The 22,610-nt window shown below is 69.8% G+C and carries 22 protein-coding genes; 11 read left to right on the top strand and 11 right to left on the bottom strand.

All coding sequences use genetic code 11. The features are described 5' to 3' along the window. Positions 1-95 precede the first annotated feature (95 nt). Complete coding sequence (locus tag HYN04_RS06180) at positions 96-1,052, top strand: GIY-YIG nuclease family protein (protein WP_110449955.1); 957 nt, start codon at positions 96-98, stop codon at positions 1,050-1,052. Positions 1,053-1,055: 3 nt separating this feature from the next. Here HYN04_RS06180 and HYN04_RS06175 read toward each other — a convergent pair whose 3' ends face one another. Together HYN04_RS06175 and HYN04_RS06170 are read right to left on the bottom strand one after the other, a co-directional pair. After that, complete coding sequence (locus tag HYN04_RS06175) at positions 1,056-1,571, bottom strand: GNAT family N-acetyltransferase (protein WP_199285999.1); 516 nt, start codon at positions 1,569-1,571, stop codon at positions 1,056-1,058. Then, the gene (locus HYN04_RS06170) at positions 1,568-2,428 is read right to left on the bottom strand and encodes an NAD(P)-dependent oxidoreductase (protein ID WP_110449953.1); all 861 of its coding nucleotides are present in this window, start codon (positions 2,426-2,428) and stop codon (positions 1,568-1,570) included. The genes HYN04_RS06175 and HYN04_RS06170 overlap by 4 nt, the downstream gene beginning before the upstream one ends. A gap of 75 nt (positions 2,429-2,503) precedes the next feature. Here HYN04_RS06170 and HYN04_RS06165 point away from each other — a divergent pair, with 75 nt between their 5' ends. The 6 genes from HYN04_RS06165 (at position 2,504) to HYN04_RS06140 (ending at position 9,738) form a co-directional block, all read left to right on the top strand. Then, positions 2,504-3,385, top strand: a complete 882-nt coding sequence (locus HYN04_RS06165) for a flagellar motor protein MotB (protein WP_110449952.1) — start codon at positions 2,504-2,506, stop codon at positions 3,383-3,385. Positions 3,386-3,444: 59 nt separating this feature from the next. Further along, positions 3,445-4,278, top strand: coding sequence for an arginyltransferase (locus tag HYN04_RS06160; protein WP_110449951.1), 834 nt, complete (start codon positions 3,445-3,447; stop codon positions 4,276-4,278). Between the two features lie 28 nt (positions 4,279-4,306). Then, positions 4,307-4,975 carry a P-loop NTPase family protein gene (locus HYN04_RS06155; RefSeq protein ID WP_110449950.1) on the top strand — a complete coding sequence of 223 codons (669 nt, stop codon included), beginning with the start codon at positions 4,307-4,309 and terminating at the stop codon, positions 4,973-4,975. A gap of 69 nt (positions 4,976-5,044) precedes the next feature. Next, complete coding sequence (locus HYN04_RS06150; RefSeq protein ID WP_241962714.1) at positions 5,045-7,243, top strand: RNA degradosome polyphosphate kinase; 2,199 nt, start codon at positions 5,045-5,047, stop codon at positions 7,241-7,243. Beyond that, the gene (locus tag HYN04_RS06145) at positions 7,224-8,741 is read left to right on the top strand and encodes a Ppx/GppA phosphatase family protein (protein WP_110449949.1); all 1,518 of its coding nucleotides are present in this window, start codon (positions 7,224-7,226) and stop codon (positions 8,739-8,741) included. Before HYN04_RS06150 ends, HYN04_RS06145 begins: the two co-directional genes overlap by 20 nt. Before the next feature lie 7 nt (positions 8,742-8,748). Beyond that, positions 8,749-9,738, top strand: coding sequence for an NAD(P)-dependent oxidoreductase (locus HYN04_RS06140; protein ID WP_110449948.1), 990 nt, complete (start codon positions 8,749-8,751; stop codon positions 9,736-9,738). Positions 9,739-9,753: 15 nt separating this feature from the next. Here the strand turns inward: HYN04_RS06140 and rnd are convergent, their stop codons facing one another. Continuing rightward, positions 9,754-10,932, bottom strand: a complete 1,179-nt coding sequence (gene rnd, locus HYN04_RS06135; RefSeq protein ID WP_110449947.1) for a ribonuclease D — start codon at positions 10,930-10,932, stop codon at positions 9,754-9,756. A 69-nt stretch (positions 10,933-11,001) separates the two neighbouring features. Here rnd and purM point away from each other — a divergent pair, with 69 nt between their 5' ends. Further along, the gene (gene purM / locus HYN04_RS06130) at positions 11,002-12,027 is read left to right on the top strand and encodes a phosphoribosylformylglycinamidine cyclo-ligase (RefSeq protein WP_110449946.1); all 1,026 of its coding nucleotides are present in this window, start codon (positions 11,002-11,004) and stop codon (positions 12,025-12,027) included. Positions 12,028-12,029: 2 nt separating this feature from the next. Here the strand turns inward: purM and HYN04_RS06125 are convergent, their stop codons facing one another. From HYN04_RS06125 to ndk, 4 genes are all read right to left on the bottom strand, one after another. After that, on the bottom strand, positions 12,030-12,815 hold the full coding sequence (locus HYN04_RS06125) for an enoyl-CoA hydratase/isomerase family protein (protein WP_110449945.1): 786 nt from the start codon (positions 12,813-12,815) through the stop codon (positions 12,030-12,032). Next, positions 12,812-14,035, bottom strand: a complete 1,224-nt coding sequence (locus HYN04_RS06120) for a CoA transferase (RefSeq protein WP_110449944.1) — start codon at positions 14,033-14,035, stop codon at positions 12,812-12,814. The genes HYN04_RS06125 and HYN04_RS06120 overlap by 4 nt, the downstream gene beginning before the upstream one ends. Beyond that, the gene (locus tag HYN04_RS06115; protein ID WP_110449943.1) at positions 14,035-15,192 is read right to left on the bottom strand and encodes an acyl-CoA dehydrogenase family protein; all 1,158 of its coding nucleotides are present in this window, start codon (positions 15,190-15,192) and stop codon (positions 14,035-14,037) included. Before HYN04_RS06115 ends, HYN04_RS06120 begins: the two co-directional genes overlap by 1 nt. Positions 15,193-15,288: 96 nt before the next feature. Continuing rightward, the gene (ndk, locus tag HYN04_RS06110) at positions 15,289-15,708 is read right to left on the bottom strand and encodes a nucleoside-diphosphate kinase (RefSeq protein WP_110449942.1); all 420 of its coding nucleotides are present in this window, start codon (positions 15,706-15,708) and stop codon (positions 15,289-15,291) included. 184 nt (positions 15,709-15,892) lie between these two features. On the opposite strand from ndk, the gene HYN04_RS06105 reads away from it, so the two are divergent. Then, the gene (locus HYN04_RS06105) at positions 15,893-17,782 is read left to right on the top strand and encodes an ABC-F family ATP-binding cassette domain-containing protein (RefSeq protein ID WP_110449941.1); all 1,890 of its coding nucleotides are present in this window, start codon (positions 15,893-15,895) and stop codon (positions 17,780-17,782) included. A gap of 37 nt (positions 17,783-17,819) precedes the next feature. On the opposite strand, the gene HYN04_RS13430 is transcribed toward HYN04_RS06105, so the two are convergent. Genes HYN04_RS13430 through HYN04_RS06090 form a run of 4 tightly spaced genes read right to left on the bottom strand, consistent with a single transcriptional unit; the run spans position 17,820 to position 20,181 of the window. Continuing rightward, positions 17,820-17,963, bottom strand: a complete 144-nt coding sequence (locus tag HYN04_RS13430; protein WP_162599562.1) for a VOC family protein — start codon at positions 17,961-17,963, stop codon at positions 17,820-17,822. Positions 17,964-17,966: 3 nt separating this feature from the next. After that, positions 17,967-18,284, bottom strand: coding sequence for an I78 family peptidase inhibitor (locus HYN04_RS06100; protein WP_241962704.1), 318 nt, complete (start codon positions 18,282-18,284; stop codon positions 17,967-17,969). Further along, on the bottom strand, positions 18,281-18,730 hold the full coding sequence (locus HYN04_RS06095) for a DNA polymerase III subunit chi (protein ID WP_110449940.1): 450 nt from the start codon (positions 18,728-18,730) through the stop codon (positions 18,281-18,283). The genes HYN04_RS06100 and HYN04_RS06095 overlap by 4 nt, the downstream gene beginning before the upstream one ends. Beyond that, complete coding sequence (locus HYN04_RS06090; RefSeq protein ID WP_110449939.1) at positions 18,727-20,181, bottom strand: leucyl aminopeptidase; 1,455 nt, start codon at positions 20,179-20,181, stop codon at positions 18,727-18,729. The genes HYN04_RS06095 and HYN04_RS06090 overlap by 4 nt, the downstream gene beginning before the upstream one ends. A 147-nt stretch (positions 20,182-20,328) precedes the next feature. Here HYN04_RS06090 and lptF point away from each other — a divergent pair, with 147 nt between their 5' ends. Beyond that, on the top strand, positions 20,329-21,471 hold the full coding sequence (lptF, locus tag HYN04_RS06085) for an LPS export ABC transporter permease LptF (RefSeq protein ID WP_110449938.1): 1,143 nt from the start codon (positions 20,329-20,331) through the stop codon (positions 21,469-21,471). Continuing rightward, positions 21,468-22,574: an LptF/LptG family permease gene (locus HYN04_RS06080; protein WP_338418735.1), complete on the top strand. Its 1,107-nt coding sequence runs from the start codon at positions 21,468-21,470 to the stop codon at positions 22,572-22,574. The genes lptF and HYN04_RS06080 overlap by 4 nt, the downstream gene beginning before the upstream one ends. Positions 22,575-22,610: the final 36 nt, after the last annotated feature.

Raw genomic sequence — 22,610 nt, 5'->3', positions numbered from 1 at the left:
GAATAGTGAAATGAAGGTGGAGGGATTGAGGCGACCGGAGCTGTCGTCTTTAGGATGCAAGTCGCCTAACCGAGACCGCAAGAGCAGAACCCGCCATGTCCAAACCCCGCGCCATCAACATCTTCCTGAACGACGGCGACCCGGAGGGCCTGCGCAGCGCGCAGATTTCCCTCTCAACCATCCTGGCCATCGGGTTCCGGAAGCTCCAGCTCAAGGCGGCGCGGGCGGCGTTTCAGGAGCTGGATCGTCCGGGGGTCTACATCCTGACCGGTGAGGACGTGAATAACCCTGACCAGCGGGTCGCCTACATCGGGGAGTCCGAGGGCGTCGCAGGGCGGTTGCAGTACCACGCGACCGGTAAAGACGAGTTCGGACTGAAGAAGGGGTTCTGGTACAACACCTTCGTCATCGTCTCCAAGGACGAGAACCTGACGAAATCCCACGCCCGTTACATAGAGGCGCGCCTGATCGCAGCGGCGAAGGCGAACCCCGCCTGGCAACTCGAAAACACCCAGAAGGCCACTGAAGTCGGCAAACTGCCTTTGGCCGACCAGATCATCATGGACGAGTTCATCGACCAGTTGAAAACCCTGGTCGGCGTGCTGGGGAGCGATCTGTTCAAGGCCGTGACCGGCCCGATCGCCGGGGCCGCCGCCACAGGATCACCCAGTACAGGCAGCGAAGGAACGCCTGCAGCCTTCAACTACAGTGGCAAGGGCTTCTCGGGCCAATTCTTCGTCGCGAGCAATGGCGAGATGGCCTTGAAGGCGGGGTCGGTCGCGAGAGGCACAATCGTTCCTTCGTTGTCCAAGGGCGTGCTGAAGCTTAGGGAAGACAACCTGAAGAGCGGCGCCCTGGTCCCTGAGGGCGAAGGTCTGCGCGTCGCCGCAGACATTACGTTCACTTCGCCCTCCGCCGCCGCCGCCACCCTCAGCGGCATGAGCGTCAATGGGCGTACAGCCTGGAAGCTTCCCAACGGCCAAACCTTCGCGGATTGGGAAGCGGCGCAGAGCGCTGCGCAGCCTTCGGATCCGACGACGGAGAACGCCTAACCCCTACCCCTCCGACACAAAATACGCGCTGTCCTCGTCCTTCCCCGGCAGCCGCACCACGCCCGCCGCCTTCAGGCCGATCTTCTTCAACACCGCCTGTGACGCCACATTGCCCGGGGTGGTGATGGCGACGATGCGGCCCAGGCGCAGGGCGCGGCGGGCGTGGTCGAGGCAGGCGCGGGCGGCTTCGGAGGCGAAGCCCCGGCCCCACACGCTGGCCAGGAAGGCGTAGCCGAGGTCGGGGTCCTTCAGGCCGTCGCGCTTCAGCACGCCGCACAGGCCCACGGGGCGGCCGCCGTCGCGCTCGGTCGCGCGCCACAGGCCATAGCCATAGCCGGCGTAGGAGGCCCGGGGGCCCTCCTCGATATAGCGGCGGGCGCCCTCCAGGTCGCGCACGCCCCGGTCGCCGATGTTCTCCAGGAAGCCGGGCTCGTTCAGGAGGGCCAGGATGAAGCCGGCGTCGCGGTCGGTCTCCAGCTCGTCGAGGGTCAACCGGGGCGTGTGGAGGATCACGCTCACCGGGGCGGCTCCAGGCGGGTGAGGAGGCTGGAGGTGTCCCAGCGGCCGCCGCCGAGGGCCTGGACCTCTTCATACCAGGCGTCGACCTGGCGGGTCAGGTCCAGCCGGGCGCCGTTGCGGGCGGCCTCGTCCAGCACCAGGCCGAGGTCCTTGCGCATCCAGTCGACGGCGAAGCCGAAGTCGAACCTGCCTTCCGCCATGGTGGGCCAGCGGTTGTCCATCTGCCAGGACTGGGCCGCGCCCTGGGAGATGGCGGCCAGCACTTCGGCCGGGTCCAGCCCCGCCCGGCGGGTGAAGTGCAGGGCCTCGGCCAGGCCCTGGACGACGCCGGCGATGGCGATCTGGTTGACCATCTTGGTCAGCTGGCCGGCGCCGGGCCCGCCCATGAGGCGGATGGCGCGGGCGTAAGACGCGATCACCGGCTCGGCCCTGGCGAAGGCCTCCGGATCGCCGCCGCACATGACGGTCAGCCGCCCGGCCTCCGCCCCCGCCTGCCCGCCCGAGACCGGGGCGTCGAGGAAGCTGCAGCCAGAGGCGGCGGCCTGGGCGGCCATGTCCCGGGCCAGCTCGGCGGAGGTGGTGGTGTGGTCGACGATGAGGGCGCCGGGGGCCAGGACGGGCAGGAGGCGGGGGACCAGGCCGCGCACATCGGGATCGGCGCCGACGCACAGGGCGACCAGGTGCGCGCCCTGCGCCGCCGCCCCGGGGCTGTCGCAGGCGGTTCCGGCATGCTGCTCCGCCCAGCGGCGGGCCTTGTCCGGGCTGCGGTTGAAGACCCGCACCTCATGCCCGGCCGCGGCCAGGTGGCCGGCCATGGGGAAACCCATGACGCCCAGTCCGATGAATGCGACCCGCATCCGCCCCTCCATCCTAAACCGCATCTTAACCCTCGCCATGGCAAGGCGGCGGGGACATCCACCCCGGTATCCGTCATGGCGAACGACGAACGGCCCGTTCTGATCAAGAAGGTCAAGAAGGTTTCCGGGGGCGGCCACCATGGCGGCGCCTGGAAGGTGGCCTATGCGGACTTCGTGACCGCCATGATGGCCTTCTTCCTGCTGATGTGGCTGATCAACACCACCAGCCCCGAGCAAAAGCGCGGCATCGCCGAATACTTCGCCCCGGCCACGGTGTCGGACTCCACCTCCGGCGCGGGCGGGATCCTCGGCGGGACGGCCCTGGACGACAACGGCGCCAAGTCGGCGGGCTCCACCTCCATCATGGCCCAGATGGCGCCCGACACGCGCAACGCCCAGGACGGGCCGAACGCCGCCGCCTCGGTCTCCGACACCCTGGAGACGGCCCGGCAGAAGCGCGAGGAGGCCGAGTTCGACTCCGCCGCCCAGTCGCTGAAGCAGGCCCTGCAGTCCATGCCCGAGCTGGCCGAGCTGTCGAAGAACATCATCGTCGACAAGACGCCCGAGGGCCTGCGCATCCAGCTGGTCGACCAGGAGGGGCGCTCGCTCTTCGCCGAGGGCTCGTCCGTGCCGAACGACCGGGCGCGGGTGCTCCTGCGGGCGATCACCAAGACCCTGAACGAACTGCCCAACCGGATCTCGATCTCGGGCCACACCTCGGCCGACTGGCGCGGCGGCGAGGTGGACAGCGACTGGGGCCTGTCGTCGGCCCGGGCGGACGCCTCGCGGCGGATTCTCCAGGCGGCGGGGATCGACAAGGACCGGGTCTACCAGGTCTCGGGCAAGGCGAATTCCGAGCCCCTCTATCCGGATGACCCCAGCCTGCCCGGCAACCGGCGGATCGCCATCGTCCTGTTGCGCGAGGCGCCCGTCCTGCCGCCGGAACCCGCCTTCTAGGCGCGTTTGGCCCCGACCGCCCTTGCGCCGGCCGCTCGGTTCGGGGTCTAGTCGGCGGCGTGACGCAGCACTTCCCCACCCGCCAGCTCCGGTTCTACCTGACCGCCCCGGCCCCCTGCCCCTACCTGCCCGACCGGCTGGAGCGGAAGGTGTTCGCCCACCTGCCCATGGGCGACGGCGCGGTGGTCAATGACGGCCTGAGCCAGAGCGGGTTCCGGCGCTCGCAGAACATCGCCTACCGGCCCGCCTGCGAGGCCTGCGCGGCCTGCGTCTCTGTGCGGGTTCCGGCGGCGGACTACGTGCTGTCGCGGTCTGACCGGAAGACCCTCAACCGCAACGCCGACCTGCAGCGCGGCCTGGTGGAGGCCGAGGCGACGGTGGAGCAGTTCGAGCTCCTGGGGCGCTACCTGCGGGCCCGCCACGCCGAGGGCGGGATGACGGACATGGGCTGGCCCGACTTCGTGGCCATGGTCGAGGACACGCCGGTCCGCACCCACCTGATGGAATACCGCCTGCCCTCGCCGGACGGCGCGCCGGGCGAGCTGGTGGGCTGCGCCCTGGTGGACCTGCTCGGCGACGGCCTGTCGATGGTCTACTCGTTCTATGATCCGGACCTCGCGCGCCGCAGCCTGGGGCGGTTCATGATCCTCGATCACCTGGCCCAGGCCCGGCTGACGACCCTCCCCTACGTCTACCTGGGCTACTGGGTCCGGGGGTCGGGCAAGATGGACTACAAGGCCGGGTTCCAGCCCCTGGAGGCCCTGGGCCCCACGGGATGGACCCTGCTCTCCGCCCGCGACCGGGACGCGCCCGCCCGCCCGCTCCTCCACAGCCTGTCCACAGGCGGGTCCGGGCCATCCCCGCCGGAGGTCGCCGGAGCCGTCGACCCCTAGGGGTGAACCGGGCTAGCACCGGAAGGACATGAGACAGGCGCTGTTCGATTTCTGGGACCCGCTCTTCCGGGCGCGGGGCGAGTTCGTCGTCTCGCCCGGGAACGCCGGCGCCTGTGCGCGCCTGGAGGCCTGGCCGGCCTGGTCGGCCGGCTGCCTCGTCCTGGTGGGCCCCGAAGGTTCCGGCAAGAGCCGGATGGCCGAGGACTGGGCGGCGCGGACCGGGGCCCTGGCGCTGGATCCGCGACAGCCCGACACGGCGTCTGCGCGGGCCCGGCCGATCCTCCTGGAAGACGTGGACCGGGGCTTCTGCGAGGAAGGGCTGTTCCACCTCATCAACCTGGCGCCGGTGAGCGGCGGGCTCCTGATGACCGCCCGGACCCCGCCGGCGTCCTGGCCCGTCCGCCTTCCCGACCTGCGCTCGCGCCTGAAGGCGGCCGAGGCGGCCCTGATCGAGGGCATGGACGACGCCGTGCTGACCGGGGTGATCGAGGACTTCCTGCGCGCCCGGGGCATTCGCCCCTCCGCCGACCTCGCGCCCTATCTCGTGCGCCGGATCGACCGGTCCGTCTCGGCCGCCCGGGACGTGGTGGAGCGCCTCCACGAGGCGTCCGGACCCGACCACCGGCCCGTGAGCCGGGCCCTGGCCCGGGAAATCCTGGGCGACGAGACGGAAAATCTTGACCTTTTCGACATCTGACTTGGAGGTGTCATGGGCTTGGCCCATGACGGCGCCAGTGCTACCGATCCCGGGAACGAGCCCAGCCAGATGCCCCTCGCCGCAAAGCCGAAATCCCATGTGACCCCGAACGGCGCTCCGCTGGACCGCGAGCTGATGCGTTCGCCCGAGCGCTTCTTCAACCGGGAGCTTTCCTGGCTGGCCTTCAACCGGCGGGTCCTGGCGGAGAGCCGCAATCCCCGGCATCCCCTGCTGGAGCGCCTGCGCTTCCTGTCCATCTCGGCCCACAACCTGGATGAGTTCTACATGGTCCGCGTGGCCGGCCTGAAGGCCCAGGTCCGGGAAGGGATCCGCACGGTCAGCCAGGACGGCCTGTCCCCCGCCGAGCAGCTGGAGCGGATCAACGCCGAGGCCGAGGACCTGATGGTGGACCAGCAGGCCCAGTGGAAGGACCTCGCCACCGAGCTGTCGACCCAGGGACTGTCCCTCGTTGCGCCCGAGGCCCTGACAGAGGCTGACCGCGAGGCGCTGGAAGACGCCTTCCTGACCCGGCTCTTCCCGATCCTGACGCCTCTGGCCATCGATCCGGCCCACCCCTTCCCCTTCATCCCGAACCTGGCCTTCTCCCTGGTCTTCAAGCTGCGCCTGAAGGCCGAGCGGCGGTCGCTCTACGCCCTCGTGCCGATCCCGGCCCAGGTGGCCCGCTTCTGGGAGCTGCCCTCCCAGCCCGCCCCGCGTCGGCGGACCGAGCGCCGGTTCGTCACCCTCGAGGCCCTGGTCGCCCTGTTCGTGGACCGGCTCTTTCCGGGCTCCAGGGTCGACGGCCAGGGCGTGTTCCGGCTGATCCGGGACTCCGACGTCGAGATCGAGGAAGAGGCCGAGGACCTGGTCCGGGAATTCGAGGAGCGGCTGAAGCAGAGGCGGCTGGGCTCGGTGGTCCGGGTCGAGATCGAGGCGGCCATGCCGCGCGACCTGCAGGCCTTCATCTGCGACAACCTGCACGCCCGGCGCGAGGACATCATCCGGATCGGGGGCATGCTGGGCCTGGACGAGCTGTCCCAGCTGATCCCGCCGAACCGCCCGGAGCTGAAGTTCCGCGCCTTCGAACCCCGCTTCCCCGAACGCATCCGCGACCACGCCGGGGACTGCTTCGCCGCGATCCGCGAGAAGGACATCCTGGTCCACCACCCCTTCGAAAGCTTCGACGTGGTGGTCCAGTTCCTGCGCCAGGCGGCGCGGGACCCGCATGTCCTGGCCATCAAGCAGACCCTCTACCGGACCTCCCAGGACAGCCCGATCGTCGCGGCCCTGATCGAGGCGGCGGAGAACGGCAAGAACGTGACCGCCCTGGTGGAGATCAAGGCGCGCTTCGACGAGGAGGCCAACCTGAAGTGGGCCCGCGACCTTGAGCGCGCCGGCGTCCACGTCGTCTTCGGCTTCGTGGAGTACAAGACCCACGCCAAGCTCTCGATGGTGGTGCGCCGCGAGGGGGACCAGCTGCGGACCTACTGCCACTTCGGGACCGGCAACTATCACCCGCAGACCGCGCGGGTTTACACGGACCTGTCCCTGTTCACCTCCGACCCGGCCCTCGGGCGGGATTCGGCCCGCCTGTTCAACTACATCACCGGCTACGCCCGGCCCCAGCGGATGGAGAAGCTGTCCTTCTCGCCCCTGACCATGAAGACCGACCTGGTCCGGATGATCGCCGACGAGGCCGACAACGCGCGCGCCGGAAAGCCGGCGGCCATCTGGGCCAAGCTGAACTCCCTGGTGGATCCCGAGATCATCGACGCCCTCTACGAGGCCAGCCAGGCCGGCGTGGACGTCCAGCTGGTTGTGCGCGGCATTTGCTGCCTCAGGCCCGGCGTTCCGGGGCTTTCGGAGCGTATCAAGGTCAAGTCGATCGTTGGCCGGTTCCTGGAACACTCGCGGATCGTCGCCTTCGCCAACGGCGCCGAGATGCCCTCGGCCCAGGCCCGGGTCTTCATCTCCTCGGCGGACTGGATGCCCCGGAACCTTGACCGGCGGGTGGAGTCCCTCGCGCCTGTGGAGACTCCCACCGTCCACCAGCAGGTCCTGCACCAGATCCTGGTGGCGAACATCCGGGACGAGGCCCAAAGCTGGACGCTGGACGCTTCCGGCGGGTATAGCCGGGACCCCGCCTGGGATCACCCGGGAGCCTTTTCGGCGCACGAGTACTTCATGACCAATCCCAGCCTCTCGGGTCGCGGGCACAAGGTGAAGGACCTGCCCGGCGCGATTGACCATGTGGCGTCTCGCACCTAACCGGGCCCCTGCGCCCCTGGGGCCGCCGCCCGCAGAGTCGCGGCATGCGGCCGTGATCGACATCGGGTCGAACTCGATCCGCCTTGTCGTCTATCGCCTCGAAGGCCGCGCGATCTGGACGGTCTACAACGAGAAGGCCCTCGCCGGTCTCGGCCGCGACCTGCAGACCACCGGACGCCTCTCGCCAGAGGGCGTCGAGGTCGCCATGTCGGCCCTGCGACGCTTTCGCGTGCTTCTGCAGGGGTGGAGCAGCCGGGAAACCTACGTGGTCGCTACGGCGGCGGTGCGCGAGGCCCGCGACAGCCGCGCCTTCCTTCGCGCCGTCGAGGAAGAAACGGGGATCACCGTCCGCGTCCTCTCAGGGGAGGAAGAGGCCCGCTACGGCGCCCTCGGCGTGCTGGCCGGACAGGCCGACGCCGGAGGCGTGGCGGGCGACCTGGGCGGATCGAGCCTGGAGCTCGTGCGGCTGGATGACCCCGAGCAGGGGGTGAGCCTGCCCCTTGGCCCCTTGGCCCTGGGCGCACCCCGGGCGATGGATGCGGACCGGGTGCGGCGGGTTACCGCCCGGGCCCTGCGGCCCCATGCCGCGCGCCTATCCACCCGCGAGTTCCACGCCGTGGGCGGCGCCTGGCGTAACCTCGCCCTCCTCCACATGGAGCTAGAGGGCTATCCGCTTCACATCGCCCACCAGTACGAGATCCAGAGGACCGACCTGCTCGACATGTGCCGTTTCGTGGCGCGGCAGTCGCGGACCTCCCTGGAGGGTATTCAGGGCCTGTCGCGCAAGCGGTTCGACACCCTGCCCTACGCCGCCGTCGTCCTGTCGGAGGTGGTGCAGGCCCTGGAGGTGCAGAGGGTGGTGGTCTCCGCCTTCGGCCTGCGCGAGGGCCTTCTGCTGGAATCCATGCCTGAGAGGGTCCGCAACCTTGATCCCCTTGTGGGCGGGTGCGAGGCCCTCGTCGCGCAGAGCGGCCTGACTTCAGACCTCGGCCCCGCCCTTGAGGCCTTCATCAGGCCGGTCTTCGAGCAGCTTCCCCCCGCCTTCGGGACCCGCGACCCCATCCTCCTGGCGGCGGCCTGCCGGCTGGCGGACCTCGGCGCCCGGCTGCACCCGGACCACCGGGCGGACCTCGCCTTCGAGAAGGCTCTGAGGGCCCCCATCGCCGGCATGACGCATCCCGAGAGAGCCTTCCTGGCCAGCGTGGTCTTTTCCCGGCACGCCTCGGCCCCCACCCCGCCGGAGCCGGATGTGATCAACCGCCTCCTGTCGCCGGAACGGCGCGTCAGGGCCCGCGCCCTGGGATCGGCCATCCGCCTGGGCTGTGACCTGGCCGGCCGGAACGTGGAGGTGCTGCGCCACGCCGCCCTCAGCCTCGAGAACGACCGCCTCCGGCTCTCCGCGGAAGAGGGCTGGGAGGACATGCTCCTGGGAGAACAGACGGCCAAGCGGGCCATGACCCTCGCCCAGGTTCTCAAGATCCGCCTCCAGATGGGATGAGCCCCGCGTGACCCAGATCCTGATGTCCGAAGCCGCCCACCTGCGCATCCGCGACCGGATCGCCCACCTCGCGCCGGGGCTTCGGATCGTCACCGTTCCCGAGGCCGGACGCTACCAGGCGGACGGCGCCGAGGTGGCGGCCGCCGACCTGGCGCCCGAGATCGTCTGGAACACCCAGGAGGCCTACATGTCAGGGCTCCTGCCGAGCCTGATGCGTCCCCTCCTCGACTGCCCCTCGGTGCGTTGGCTGCAGACCTTCAACGCCGGGCTCGACCTGCCGGTCTTCCGCAGGATCATGGAAAAGGGGGTCCGGATCACCAAGTCCTCGGCCCAGGGCGTGGTCATCGCCGAGTACGTCCTGGCCCACGCCCTGTCCCTGATCGTGCCCATCGACGCCCAGCGGCAGCTTCAGGCCCGGCGGGAATGGGGCCGCACCCAATACCGTGAGGTCAGCCAGACGCGCTGGCTGCTGGTGGGCTACGGCGCGATCGGCGAGCAGATCGCCCAGCGGGCCCGGGCCTTCGGGGTGGACCTGACCGTCGTGCGCCGCGGTTCGGACGCCGGGCTGGCGCACCGCACCCTGCCCCTGTCCCGGATCTCCGAGGCCCTTCCGGACACCGACGTCGTGGTGCTTGCCTGCGCCCTGACGGACGAAACCCGGGACATGTGCAATGGCGCCTTCTTTGCGGCCCTCAAGCCCGGCGCCATCCTGATCAACATCGGTCGGGGCGGGCTGGTGGACGAGGACGCCCTGCGCCGGGGCCTGGACGCCAGTCGGCCGGCCTACGCGGTGCTCGATGTCTTCCAGACCGAGCCCCTGCCCGACGACCATTGGATCTGGGGCCACCCCCAGGTGCGGGTCAGCGCCCACACGTCCAATTCCGGCGACGGGGTGCAGCCGCGCGCGGATATCCAGTTCATCGGGAACCTGGAGAGGTACCTGGCCGGCGAGCCCCTCATGAACGAGGCGGAGCGCTCTGAAGTCGGTTTGGCCTGAGGCCGGACCGCGGGATCAGTCTGCAGCGGCCGGACGCGGCGCCCGGCGCACCTCGACCACCCGGACCCGGGTTCCATCGAGCACCAGGGCCAGTTCGCCCCGCTTGAGCCTGAGGGCGTCGGCGCCGAAGGCCTCCAGCCGCCATCCGCTGAGGGCGGGCGTCTCGGCATTGTCGTCCTGGGCGATCTGCTCGAGGTCGGACACCGTGGCGATGAGCTTGGAGGCCACGCCCCGGTCCTCGGCCCGGGCCTTGAGCAGGACCTTGAGCAGTTCCACCACGGCGCCTGCCGCGGGATTGTGCGGCGCGCGGGACTTTTCGATCACCGGGGCGGTGGCCTCAGGATCGCGCAGGGCCTCGCGGATGGTCTCCAGAAGTTCCGGACCGAAGCGCGACCCCGCAAAACCCTTGGGCACGGACCGCAGCCGCTCCATCTGGCCGGGATCGGTCGGCGCCTGGCTGGCCAGTTCGTCGATGGCGTCATCCTTGAGGATGCGGCCCCGAGGCTGGTCGCGGAGCTGGGCGGTGCGCTCGCGCCACTCGGCCACGGCGCGGTAGACGCTGAGATAGCGGGCGGTCTGCTTGCGGGGCTTGAGGCGCCGCCAGGCGTTGGCGGGGGCAACGTCGTAGAGGGCAGGATCGCAGAGAGAGGTCATCTCGTCCGAGACCCAGGCCAGCCGCCCCTCCGTCTCGAGACGGGCGCGAAGTCGCGGATAGAGGGCCGCCAGGTGGGTGACGTCGGCCAGGGCGTAGGTGAGCTGGTTGTCGGTCAGGGGGCGGCGCGCCCAGTCGGTGAAGCGGCTCGACTTGTCCAGCTCGATCTTCAGCATGTTGCGGACCAGGGCGTCGTAGGCGATCTGCTCGCCGTAACCCGCCGCCATGGCGGCTACCTGCGTGTCGAAAAGTGATGCTGGCAGCGCCTTGAGATTGTTGAAGATTTCAACATCCTGCCGTGCGGCGTGGAAGACCTTCACGATGGAAGCGTCTCGCAGGACCTCGAGGAAGGGCTCCAGGTCGATCCCCTCCGCCAGGGGGTCGATCACCGCCTCGGCGTCCGGCGTGGCCGCCTGGATCAGGCAGAGCTTGGGCCAGTAGGTGGTTTCGCGCATGAACTCGGTGTCCACGGCGACAAAGGGCTGACCCCGGACTTTCGCGCAGAAAGTCTCAAGCTCGGCGGTGGTCGTGATGGGGGTCATGGGCTAGCTATACGCCGTCGCGGGGCCGAGTCTGCAAGCCCGGCGGGCATTTTATTGAAAGGTCCGGTCATGAGCGAGCGTCCGAACGGTCTCACCTACGCCCAGGCGGGCGTGGACATCGACGCCGGCGCCGCCCTGGTGGACCGGATCAAGCCCCTGGCGAAGGCGACCCGCCGCCCGGGTGCGGATGGCTCCCTGGGCGGGTTCGGGGCCCTCTTCGACCTGAAGGCCGCCGGATTCACGGACCCCCTGCTGGTCTCGACCACCGATGGCGTCGGCACCAAGCTGAAGATCGCCATCGACACCGGACAGCACGACACGGTGGGCGTCGACCTGGTGGCCATGTGCGTCAACGACCTGCTGGCCCAGGGCGCCGAGCCCCTGATTTTCCTCGACTATTTTGCGACCGGAAAGCTCGACGTGGAGGCCGCGGCCCGGGTCGTCGCCGGCATCGCCGAGGGCTGCCGCCAGGCGGGATGCGCCCTGGCGGGCGGCGAGACGGCCGAGATGCCAGGCATGTACGCGGCGGGCGACTATGACCTTGCCGGATTTTCCCTTGGGGCGGTGGAGCGCGGCGCGGTCCTTCCCCGGCTGGGCGACCAGAAGGCGGGCGACGTGATCATCGGCCTCGCCTCCTCCGGTCCCCATTCCAACGGCTATTCCCTGATCCGGCGCATCGTCGAGCGCTCGGGCCTCGACTGGAGCGCCGCCTCGCCCTTCTCGGATGACGAGACCCTGGCCTCAGCCCTGATGCGGCCGACCCGGATCTATGTCCGCCAGGTCCTGCCGCAGATCCGGGCCGGCCGGGTCAGCGCCTGCGCGCACATCACCGGCGGCGGCCTCATCGAGAACCCGCCCCGGGTGATCGCCGAGGGCCTGGTCGCCCGGTTCGACTGGAACGCCTGGACACCGCCGCCGGTCTTCGGCTGGCTGCAGCAGGCGGGCGGCGTGGCCGACGCCGAGATGCGCCGCACCTTCAACTGCGGGGTGGGCCTGATCCTCACGGCCCGTCCAGAGGACGCCGGCGAGGTGCTGGCGGGCCTGATCGAGGCGGGCGAAGACGCCTTCGTCTGCGGCGAACTGGCCGCCGCCTGACTTCAGACGCCCCGGAAGACGGCGGGGCGCTTCTGGTTGAAGGCCGCGACGCCCTCGCGACGGTCCTCCGTGGTGAAGAGCCGGTTGTACTCCGACAGTTCCAGGTCCATCGCCTCGGCCAGGGGCAGGACCGCGCCGGTGCGGACCACGGCCTTGACCGCCCGGATCGACAGGGGCGCCTTCGAGGCGATCAGGACGGCCCGCGCCACCAGGTCGGCGACCAGGCTCTCGTTCGGCCGGACGGCGTTGACGAGGCCGATGGACAGGGCCTCGGCGGCGTCGACGGGCAGGCCGCTCATCAGCATCTCGGAGGCCCGGCGCTCACCGACGGCGCGGGTCAGGAGCTGGGTTCCGCCCAGGCCCGGGATGATCCCCAGTCCAGCCTCAGGCAGGCCCATGCGGGCGGACTCTCCCGCCCAGGCGAAGTCGCAGGCCAGGGCCATCTCGGCGCCGCCGCCCATGGCCGCGCCATTGACAGCAGCGAGGACCGGGAAGGGACAGGCGAGCTGGGCGCGGATCATGTCCTCGAAGAGCCGGTGCTGGTCAGCCCAGGCCTCGTCGGTCATGCCGTCCCGCTCCTTAAGGTCGGCGCCGGCGCAGAAGAAGCGCCCCTCCCCCGTCAGGACGGCGGCGCGGACCGAGGCGTCGGCGGCGAGGCGGGTCCAGAGGTCCAGGAGGTCCCGGCCCATGGCCGTCGACAGGGCGTTGGCGGCCTCGGGGCGGTTCAGGGTGACCAGGACCACGCCCGGCGCGGCTTCCTGGACGCGGATTGTCGAATAGTCGCTCATCTGCCCTCCGGTCCGGCGACGACGCCGTCATCGTGAAGCTTGCCGATCTGCGCCGACGAGAGGCCCAGCACCGTGGCCAGGACCTCGTCGGTGTGCTGCCCCAGCCGGGCGGCGGGCCGGGCGGGTTTCCGCTCGTCCTGAGGGACGGTCCCGGCGAAGCCGGCGGCGGGATAGGTCTCGCCCGACGGATGGGTCAGGGTGGAGAAGACCGGATTGCCGGCGAACAGTCGCGGGTCATTCGCCGCCTGTGAAAGGGTCTGGTAGGGGCCCCAGCAGACACCGAGCTGCTCGAACGCCGGGACCAGGTCCGCCAGCTTCCGCCGGGCCATGGCGGCGTCGAAGATCGGAACCAGCCGGTCGCGGTGGGTGAAGCGCAGGCCCTCGTCCCGGGCGAAGTCGACGCCCAGCTCGGCCTCCAGGGCCTTCACCTCGTCGACAATGCCCAGCAGGGGCTGGATGCCCGACCACTGGCGGGGCGTAATCGCCACCAGCATGATCCGCACGCCGTCGGCGGTGGTGAAGTCGCGCCCGAAGGCGCCGAAGATGTCATTGCCGACCCGGGGACGGTCACCCTCCCCCAGGGTCGCCTCGGCCAGCATGCCCAGGTTGGCCAGGCTGGCGGCGGCGATGTCCGACAGGGGCAGGCGCACCTCCCGTCCCTTCCCGTCCCGGCCGCGGGCCATCAGGGCCGAAACGAGGGAGAAGGCGGCGTAACCTCCCGTCAGGAGGTCCCAGGCCGGCAGGATGTGGTTCACAGGGCGCGGATCGTCTGCGTGGCCGGTGAAGAGCGGCACGCCGACGGCGCTGTTGATCGTGTAGTCGACGCCGGGCCGACCATCGGCCCAGCCCATTACCCGCACGCAGACCAGATCCGGCCGCAGGGCCGACAGGGCCTCGTAGGACAGGAAGCCCTCGACCGGGAAGTTGGTCACGAAGGCGCCAGCGTTGTCGCCCGGCGCCGTCGCCAGCTCCTGGGCCAGGCGGCGACCCTCTTGGCGGGACAGGTCGATGGCGATGGACTTCTTCGATTTGTTCAGCCCCTCCCAGTAGAAGCTGTCGCCGCCGCGGCTCAGGGGCCAGCGGTTGAAGTCAGGCCCGCCGCCGATGTTGTCGAAGCGGATGACCTCGGCGCCCAGTTGGGCCAGGTAAAGGCCGCAGGTCGGGCCGGCGACGAAGGCCGAGCCCTCGACGACGCGCAGTCCCTTGAGAAGGTCGTACATCAGAAGCTCTTGGGCAGGCCCAGCACGTGGTTGCCCACGTGGCTGAGGATGAGGTTGGTCGAGATCGGGGCCACCTGGTAGAGGCGGGTCTCCCGGAACTTGCGCTCGATGTCGTACTCCTCGGCGAAACCGAAACCGCCGTGGACCTGGACGCAGGTGTCCGCCGCGAACCAGGAGGCCTCGGAGGCCAGCATCTTGGCCATGTTGGCCTCGGTCCCGCAGGGCTGGCCGTCATCGAAGAGGTCAGCGGCGTGGCGCACCATCAGGTCCGCGGCGCTGGTCTGGACATGGGCCCGGGCGATGGGAAACTGGACGCCCTGGTTCTGGCCGATGGGCCGGCCGAACACCTCGCGCTCACGGGCGTAGGCGCTGGCCCGGTCGATGAAGAAGCGGGCGTCGCCGATACATTCGGCGGCGATCAGGATCCGCTCGGCGTTCATGCCATCCAGGATGTAGCGGAAGCCCTGCCCTTCCTTGCCGATCAGGTTCTCCACCGGCACGCGCAGGTCATCGAAGAAGAGCTCGGTTGTGGCGTGGTTCAGCATGGTCCGGATCGGCCGGATGGTCAGGCCGTTGCCGACCGCCTGACGCATGTCGACCAGAAGGACGCTCATGCCATCGCTGGGCCGGGCGGCATCTTCCCGCGCCGTCGTGCGACAGAGGAGGACCATCAGGTCCGAGTGCTCGGCGCGGCTGATCCAGATCTTCTGGCCGCGGACGACATAGTGGTCGCCGTCGCGGCGGGCGAAGGTGGTGATGCGGGTTGTGTCCGTACCCGCCCCCGGCTCGGTGACGCCGAAGGCCTGGAGGCGCAGCTCACCCGAGGCGATCTTGGGCAGGTAGGCCTGCTTCTGGGCCTCGCTGCCGTGCTTCAGCAGGGTGCCCATGGTGTACATCTGGGCGTGGCTGGCGCCGCCATTACAGCCCGAGCGATGGACCTCCTCGAGGACGGCGATGGCCGCACCGAGGCCAAGGCCGGAGCCGCCATAGGCCTCCGGGATCAGGACGGAGAGAAAGCCGGATTCGGTCAGCGCCCGGACGAACTCCGCCGGATAGGCGCGCTCCCGGTCCTTTTCACGCCAGTACTCGCCGGGAAAACCAGCGCACAGGCGGCGCACCGCCTCACGGATCTCAGGAAAGGTCTCGGCGTCAGACACGGCGCGTCCCCTGCGGATGAACGCCGCCGTGCTACCTTACCCGGACGGTCAGGCAAAGGGGGCGGCGCACCGCCCCCGCCCGGACCGCAGGCCGTATCAGCCGGCGATATCGGCCTCGCTGAAGAACTGGGCGATCTCGATCGCCGCGTTCTCGAGGCTGTCGGAGCCGTGGACCGAGTTCTCGCCCACGTTCAGGGCGAAGAGCTTGCGGATCGTGCCCTCGGCGGCCTGCTCGGGATTGGTGGCGCCCATGACTTCCCGATAGCGGGCCACGGCGTTGTCGCCTTCCAGGACCTGCACGACGACCGGGGCGGAGGTCATGGTCTCGACCAGCTCGCCGTAGAAGGGGCGCTCCTTGTGGACTTCGTAGAAGCGCTTGGCCTGGGCCTCGGTCATGTGGATGCGGCGCTGGGCGATGATGCGCAGGCCCGCGTCCTCGATCACGGCGTTGATCTTGCCGGTCAGGTTCCGCTTGGTGGCGTCCGGCTTGATGATCGAGAAGGTGCGTTGGGTCATGTGAGCCTGTCTTCAGGTGTGGAACTGTCGGCCCGCCGGGCCGGAAGGGTGCGGGCTTATAGCCGCAGCCTCGCCGCTCGCCAACACCGGCCCGCGAACACCGGCCGGGGTAACGGCAGGATGGCGACCGTGGCTCGCCAGCACTGGGACGCCGGGCCCGCGCTCTGCTAGAGACCGCGCCGTCATGCTGCAGATCCGCGACCTTACCCACGACGCCTGGGGACGACGTTTCCTCGACCGGGCCAGCGTCAGCCTTCCGCCCGGGGCCAAGGTCGGGCTGGTGGGTCGCAACGGCGTGGGCAAGTCGACCCTCTTCGGCCTGATCCGCGACCAGGCCCGGGCCGGCGACGGCGAGATCAGCCTGCCCCGGGGCGCGCGTCTGGCCGCGGTCGACCAGGAGCATCCGGCCACCTCCGTCTCGCTGATCGACACCATCCTGGCGGCGGACGAGGAGCGGGCGAGCCTCATGGCCCGGCTGGAGACGGCTCCGCCTGAAGAGATCGGCGACATCTACGGCCGCCTGGCCGAGATCGGCGCCGACCGGGCGCCCTCCCGCGCGGCGGAGATCCTGTCCGGCCTCGGCTTCACGCCGGGTGACCTCTCAAGGCCGATGGCGGAGTTCTCGGGCGGCTGGCGGATGCGGGTGGCCCTGGCGGCGGCCCTCTTTGCAGAGCCGGACATTCTCCTGCTGGACGAGCCGACCAACTACCTCGACCTGGAGGGCGCCCTCTGGCTGGAGGCCCGGCTCCGAAAATACCCGCACACGGCCCTGATCATCAGCCACGACCGGGATATCCTGAACCGGTCGGTGGACCACATCCTGCACATGCACGACGCCCGCCTGGAGCTCTACCCCGGCGGCTACGACGACTTCGAACGCCAGAGGGAGGAACGGGCGCGCGTGGAGGACGCCATGCGCCAGAAGGTCGAGGCCCAGCGGGCGCACCTGCAGTCCTTCGTCGACCGGTTCCGGGCCAAGGCCAGCAAGGCGGTGCAGGCCCAGTCCCGCCTGAAGATGATCTCCCGCCTGCCCCCTGTGTCGGCGGCCGCGAGGGAGCACACCGCCCCCTTCATCCTGCCCTCGCCGGAGAAGCCCCTCGCACCGCCCCTCCTGCGCCTGGAGGACGCCTCGGTCGGCTACACGCCGGGCCAGCCCGTACTCAAGGGCCTGAACCTGCGCCTCGACCTCGACGACCGGATCGGCCTGCTCGGCGTCAATGGCGCCGGCAAGTCGACCTTCGCCCGCCTGGTGGCCGGCGACCTGGCCTCGCAGGGCGGAGAGGTCTGGCGTGACCGGCGGCTCAAGGTCGGCTGGTTCCACCAGCACCAGATCGAGGCCCTGGACCCGGAAGAAACCCCCCTCGACATCCTGCGCCGCCGCCTGCCCGAGGCCAGCGAGGCCTCGCGCCGCAGCCGCCTGGCCCAATGGGGCCTTGGCGTGAACAAGGTCGAGACGACCGCCGCCAACCTGTCCGGCGGCGAGCGGGCCCGCCTGCTGCTGAACCTGGTGGCGATGGAGGCCCCTCACCTCCTGATCCTGGACGAACCCACCAACCACCTCGACATCGACAGCCGCCGGGCCCTGCTGGACGCCCTGAATGATTATGAGGGGGCGGTGATCCTGATCACCCACGACCGGTCGCTGATGGAGCTGGTGGCCGACCGCCTCTGGTTGGCCGAGGACGGCTCCGTCAGGCCCTTCGACGGCGACGTGGAGGCCTATGCCCGACGGGTCGTCGAGCGGGCCCGGCAGGCGGCCCGGGACTCAGACGCACGAGCCACCACAGAGGCCCCCGAAGCCCCGCCCGAAGCCCCTCCCCCTGCGCCCCCCCGGGCCCGTGCGCCCACGGGCAACGCCCGCCGGCGGGTGGAGGCGACAGAGGCGGCCATGGAGAAGGCCGCCTCGCGCCTGGCGGAGATCGACGCCGCCCTCGCCGATCCGGCGACCTTCACGGGCGATCCGCGCCGCGCGGCGGAGCTGGGCCAGGCGCGGACCGAGGCTCAGGCCATGCTGGACGACGCGGAGCAGGCCTGGCTGGAGGCCGTGGAGGCTTTCGAGGCCCTGAAGGCCTGACCGCCGCCCGGGCCAACAGCAAGGCGCCGCCCTCCTGTTATGGGGCGATGACAACCCAGCGCTTGCCGCCGCCCAGCGCCTCATCCTGGAGAACGGCGAAGCCGAGCACGGACTGGAAGAACTCCAGCGCCGGGCCGTACTCATCGACGAGCAGCGTCGTGCAGGCGAGGCGCGACGGCATCCTCTAGCCGCAGGCGACCCGTTCGATGACGCCGGTGTCGGCGTCGTAATAGATGTTCAGCCGCCGGGGATTGTAGTCCTGGGTCTGGACGCAGCGGGTGCAGGTCACCCGCCGAAGGGCGGGGTTCACCGGGACCGGAATCGCCGAGCGGGGCTGGCCCACCAGCGACTTCACGGCGCGCAGGCCGCAGGTGTCTGGCGGTTCCGCCCGGGGCTTGGGCGCCGCCGGCGCGGGGGCGACCGGCTTGCCCGGCTTGGAGGGCGCTGCGCATCCCGCCACCAGGGAGAGACCCAGGAGCCCGATGAGAATCCGCGCTCTCACGACACCTTCTCCCAGCCGCGTTCGCCCTGGCGCCAGTAGGCGGCTGTGAAGCCCGCCTCCCGGAACTGGCGCCACTGGGCCCGGGCGGCCGCCAGGGCCGTCTCTTCCCGCCCATCGAAGATCACCGAACAGCGCTGGAAGCCGGCGAGGTCACCGGGCTCGGCGCCGTCCACGAGAAAGAGCGCCTCGGCCGAGTCCGGATTGCCGGCCTCGGTGGTCAGGACAACGGGATCGGACGCCCCGGCCCCCGGATCGGCGGCATGCGGAAGGAAGCTGTCGTCCCGATAGCTCCAGAGCCAGCCGTCGAGGTGCTCCATCCGCTCGGTGGACGCCGCCCGCACACGGGCCCGCCAACCCTTCTGGAGGGTGCGCTCGAGAAGGGCCGGCAGGACCTGGTCCAGGCCCTGCCGCTCCAGGTGATAGAACCAGACCTCGCAGCCGGTCATGCGCGCTCTTCGTAGTGATCCCTGACCAGACGGTTGAGCAGGCGAACGCCGTAGCCGGTGGCGCCCTCGGGAATGGTCGGAACGGAGGACGGCTTCTTCCAGGCCGTGCTCGCGATGTCGAGGTGGGCCCAGGGCAGGCCGTTGACGAAGCGCTGGATGAACAGGGCGGCGGTGATCGAGCCCCCCGGTCGCCCGCCGGTGTTCTTCATGTCGGCGATGACGCTGTCGATCTGCTTGTCGTAGGCCTTCGGCAGGGGCATCCGCCACAGGGGCTCTTCCTCGCCCTTCGAGGCCGACAGAAGGTTGTCCGCAAGCTCGTCGTTGTTCGAGAAGAGGCCGGCGTAGTCATTGCCCAGCGAGATGATGATCGCGCCCGTCAGGGTGGCGAGGTCGATCATGAACCGCGGCTTGAAGCGGTCCTGGCAATACCAGACGGCGTCGGCCAGCACGAGGCGGCCTTCGGCGTCGGTGTTGATGATCTCGATCGTCTGGCCGGACATGGAGGTCACCACGTCGCCAGGCCGCTGGGCGTTGCCGTCGGGCATGTTCTCCACAAGACCGAGGATGCCGACGGCGTTGACCTTGGCCTTGCGGCCCGCGAGCACGTGCATGAGACCGACCACGGCGGCGGCGCCGCCCATGTCCCACTTCATGTCCTCCATGCCGTCGGCGGGCTTGAGGCTGATGCCGCCTGTGTCGAAGCACACGCCCTTGCCGATGAAGGCGACGGGCTGGGCGGCGGGATCGGACGCGCCGTTCCACTTCAGCACCACCAGCTGGCTTTCGCGGACGCTGCCCTGGCCGACGCCGAGCAGGGAGCCCATGCCAAGGGCCCGCATCTCATCCTCGCCCAGGATCTCCACGACCAGGCCCAGGGCCTCCAGGGCCTTGGCCCGGCGGGCGAACTCGGCCGGATAGAGGATGTTGGCGGGCTCGGACACCAGGTCGCGGGAAAAGACCACGGCGTCCGCAAGGGCCGCGAGGGGCGGCATGGCCGCGGCGGCCGCCTCGGCATGGCCCGTGACGATCTGCGCCGAGGTGATGGAGGGCTTGCGGTCCGCCGGCTCCTTGGTGCGGTACTTGTCGAACCGATAGGCGGCGAGGCGCAGGCCAAGGGCGGCGCGCGCGGCGAATTCCCCGGTATCCACCGCCGGCGCCAGGCGCAGGGTCTCGAGCCCGGAAAGCTTGACGGCGGCGTAGGCCGACGCCGCGGTCTGTTCAGCGGCGAGGTCGTCGAAGTCCGAGGCCTTGCCCGCGCCGACCAGGACGACGCGATCCGCGCCGCCGGTCACCTCAAGCACCTGCCCGCGCGCACCCGTGAAGCGGCTTGCCGCAACTGCGGCGGAAAAGGCCCCGCCGCGGATGCTGGCCGCCTCACCCTCGGGAACGGCGATGGCGAGGACTGTCCTCTGGGCCAGTCCGGCTTCGGGCGAAACGAATTCGATCTGCATGGTCCTTCAATTCCTCTGGCGCTGTCAGTTCGGGTCGCCCCAGCGGGGGACGACCTGCACGGCGGTTGCGTCCGGTGTGCGGCTCATGATTAGAACAGCCGTGAGCTTCAGGCGCGGCAAATCGCCCGCTGGGATCGATATTTCGTCATGCGCCTGATCGACCGCTACCTCCTGCGCCAGCTTGTCGCACCCACCCTTTGGGCCATCGTGGCGGCGACGGGACTGGCCCTGCTTTCCACCTCCCTGACCCAGCTGGACCTGATCGTGGCGGGTGGACAGAACGCGCTCGTCTTCCTGAAGGCCACCGCCCTGGCCATGCCGCAGCTGATCAACATGGTCCTGCCGGTCAGCGTCTTCGTGGCCGCCCTCATCACCCTGAACCGCCTGCAGACGGACCAGGAGCTTGTGGTCTGCTTCGCGGGGGGCATGAGCCGGTGGCGGGTCATCGCTCCCGCCCTCCGCCTCGCCGCCGTCCTGGCCCTGGCCTCGCTGGTGATCAACCTCTGGATCCAGCCGGCCTCGCACCGGGCCATGCGCGAAGTGCTCTTCGAGGTCCGGACCAACCTGGTCTCCGCCCTGATCCGCGAGGGAGAGTTCACCCAGCCCGCGCCGGGCCTGACCGTCTACGCACAGTCCGTTGACCGAAACGGCCAGATCCGGAACCTCTTCATCCACCGGGCCAAGGACGATGGCGGCGCGACGACCTACACCGCCGACACCGGGCGGCTGGTCATGAAGGATGGCGAGCCCATCCTGAGGCTCTTCCGGGGCTCGACCCAGGAACTGTCGTCCGACGGCGTCCTGAACTACCTCACCTTTGACGACTATCCCTTTGAGCTAAAACAATTCATCCGGTCGGAGGAGCGCATCCACTACAAGCCGTCGGACCGCTATCTCCATGAACTCCTGTTCGCCGACCTGACGCAGGACTGGGAAAAGCGTAACCATCTCAAGCTCCTGGCAGAGGGCCATGCCCGGCTTGCGACGCCCCTCTACAACCTCACCTTCATGGGCCTGGCGGTCTGGGCGATCCTTGGGGGAACCTTTTCGCGCATGGGCTATGGACGCCGGATCGCGATCGCCGGGGGTGTCGCCGCCGTGTCCAGGATTCTTGGTTTCATCTCTGTTTCTGCTGCAGAATCCGAGGTTTGGTTAAACATACTCCAGTACGCCATTCCCATTGGGACCCTGGCCTGGGCCCTCAGGGCGGTCTTCCGGCAGAAGCCGAGCCGCTTCGTGGGGCGCAGCCTGAGGGGCCGGAAATCGCCGGTTGCAGGAGCGGCGGCATGATGCCGGGGCTCAGCGTCATGGACCTGTACCTGCTGCGGCGAACCGCACGGTCTGTCGCCGGGGCCCTGGCGGTAATTTCCGCCGTTATCATCCTGATTCAGTTCGAAGAACTCTCACGCTCCGTAGGAGTCCGGACGGATGCCGGGCCCAGCGAAGTCCTGTGGCTCACCCTCCTGAGGGCGCCCAGCCTCATCCTTCTCCTCTCGCCCTTCGTCTTCCTGTTCGGGGGGATCGCCGCCTTTGTCGCCCTGAACCGGTCCAGTGAGCTGACAGCCATGAGGGCGGCGGGCGTGTCGGCCTGGCGCTTCATCGCGCCCTCCGCCGCCTTCGCCTTCGTGGCCGGGCTGGCGGTCGTCATGCTCCTGAATCCCCTGGCCGCCGGCCTCTCGGCCCGCTTCGAAGTCGAGCGGGCCCGGCTGATGCAGTCCTATCTCTCCGACGCGCCCAAGGAAGTCTGGCTCCGTCAGGGCGATGACCGGGGGCTGGTGGTGATCCACGCCAAATCGCGGGACCTGGAGGGCGATGCGATCCGGCTCCGGGCCGTCTCGCTGTTCGTCTACCAGAAGGACGCGGACGGACGGCTCCAGTTCCGACGACGCATAGAAGCAGCCCAGGCTGTCCTCCGCGCGGGATTCTGGAACCTGAAGGACGTCCGGGAGGCGTCAGCCGGCCAGACGGCGGTGCGTTCCGACACCCTGTCCATCCGCTCGACCCTGACGGCCGAAGGCGCCGTGGACCGGTTTTCCTCCCCCGAAGCGGTCACCTTCTGGGGACTTCCCGCCGCAATCCGCCAGACCGAGATGGCGGGCTTCAGCGCCCGGTCGTTCCGTCTTCGCCTTCACCAGCTTTTCGCCACGCCCATCCTCTTCGCCGCGATGGCCATACTGGCTGCGGCGTCTTCGCTCCGGCTTTCCAGGCAGGGTGGCCTGGCCCTGGCCGCCGGCGCGGGCGCGGCAACGGGATTCCTGGTCTTTTTCTTCAACCAGATGACCGGGGCGCTCGCCGCCGCCGACATCATCCCGCCCCTGGTGGGGGCCTGGGCGCCGCCCCTCGTCGCCCTCCTGTCCGGGCTCGCCCTCCTCTGTTACACCGAAGATGGTTGAATTGGGCCGAGCGGACGTCGAGTCGCCCGCGAGCCC

This window comes from Phenylobacterium parvum, assembly GCF_003150835.1.
Lineage (GTDB): Bacteria > Pseudomonadota > Alphaproteobacteria > Caulobacterales > Caulobacteraceae > Phenylobacterium > Phenylobacterium parvum.
The sequence above is the reverse complement of the archived record's forward strand: the minus strand, read 5'-3'. Positions and strand labels throughout refer to the sequence as shown.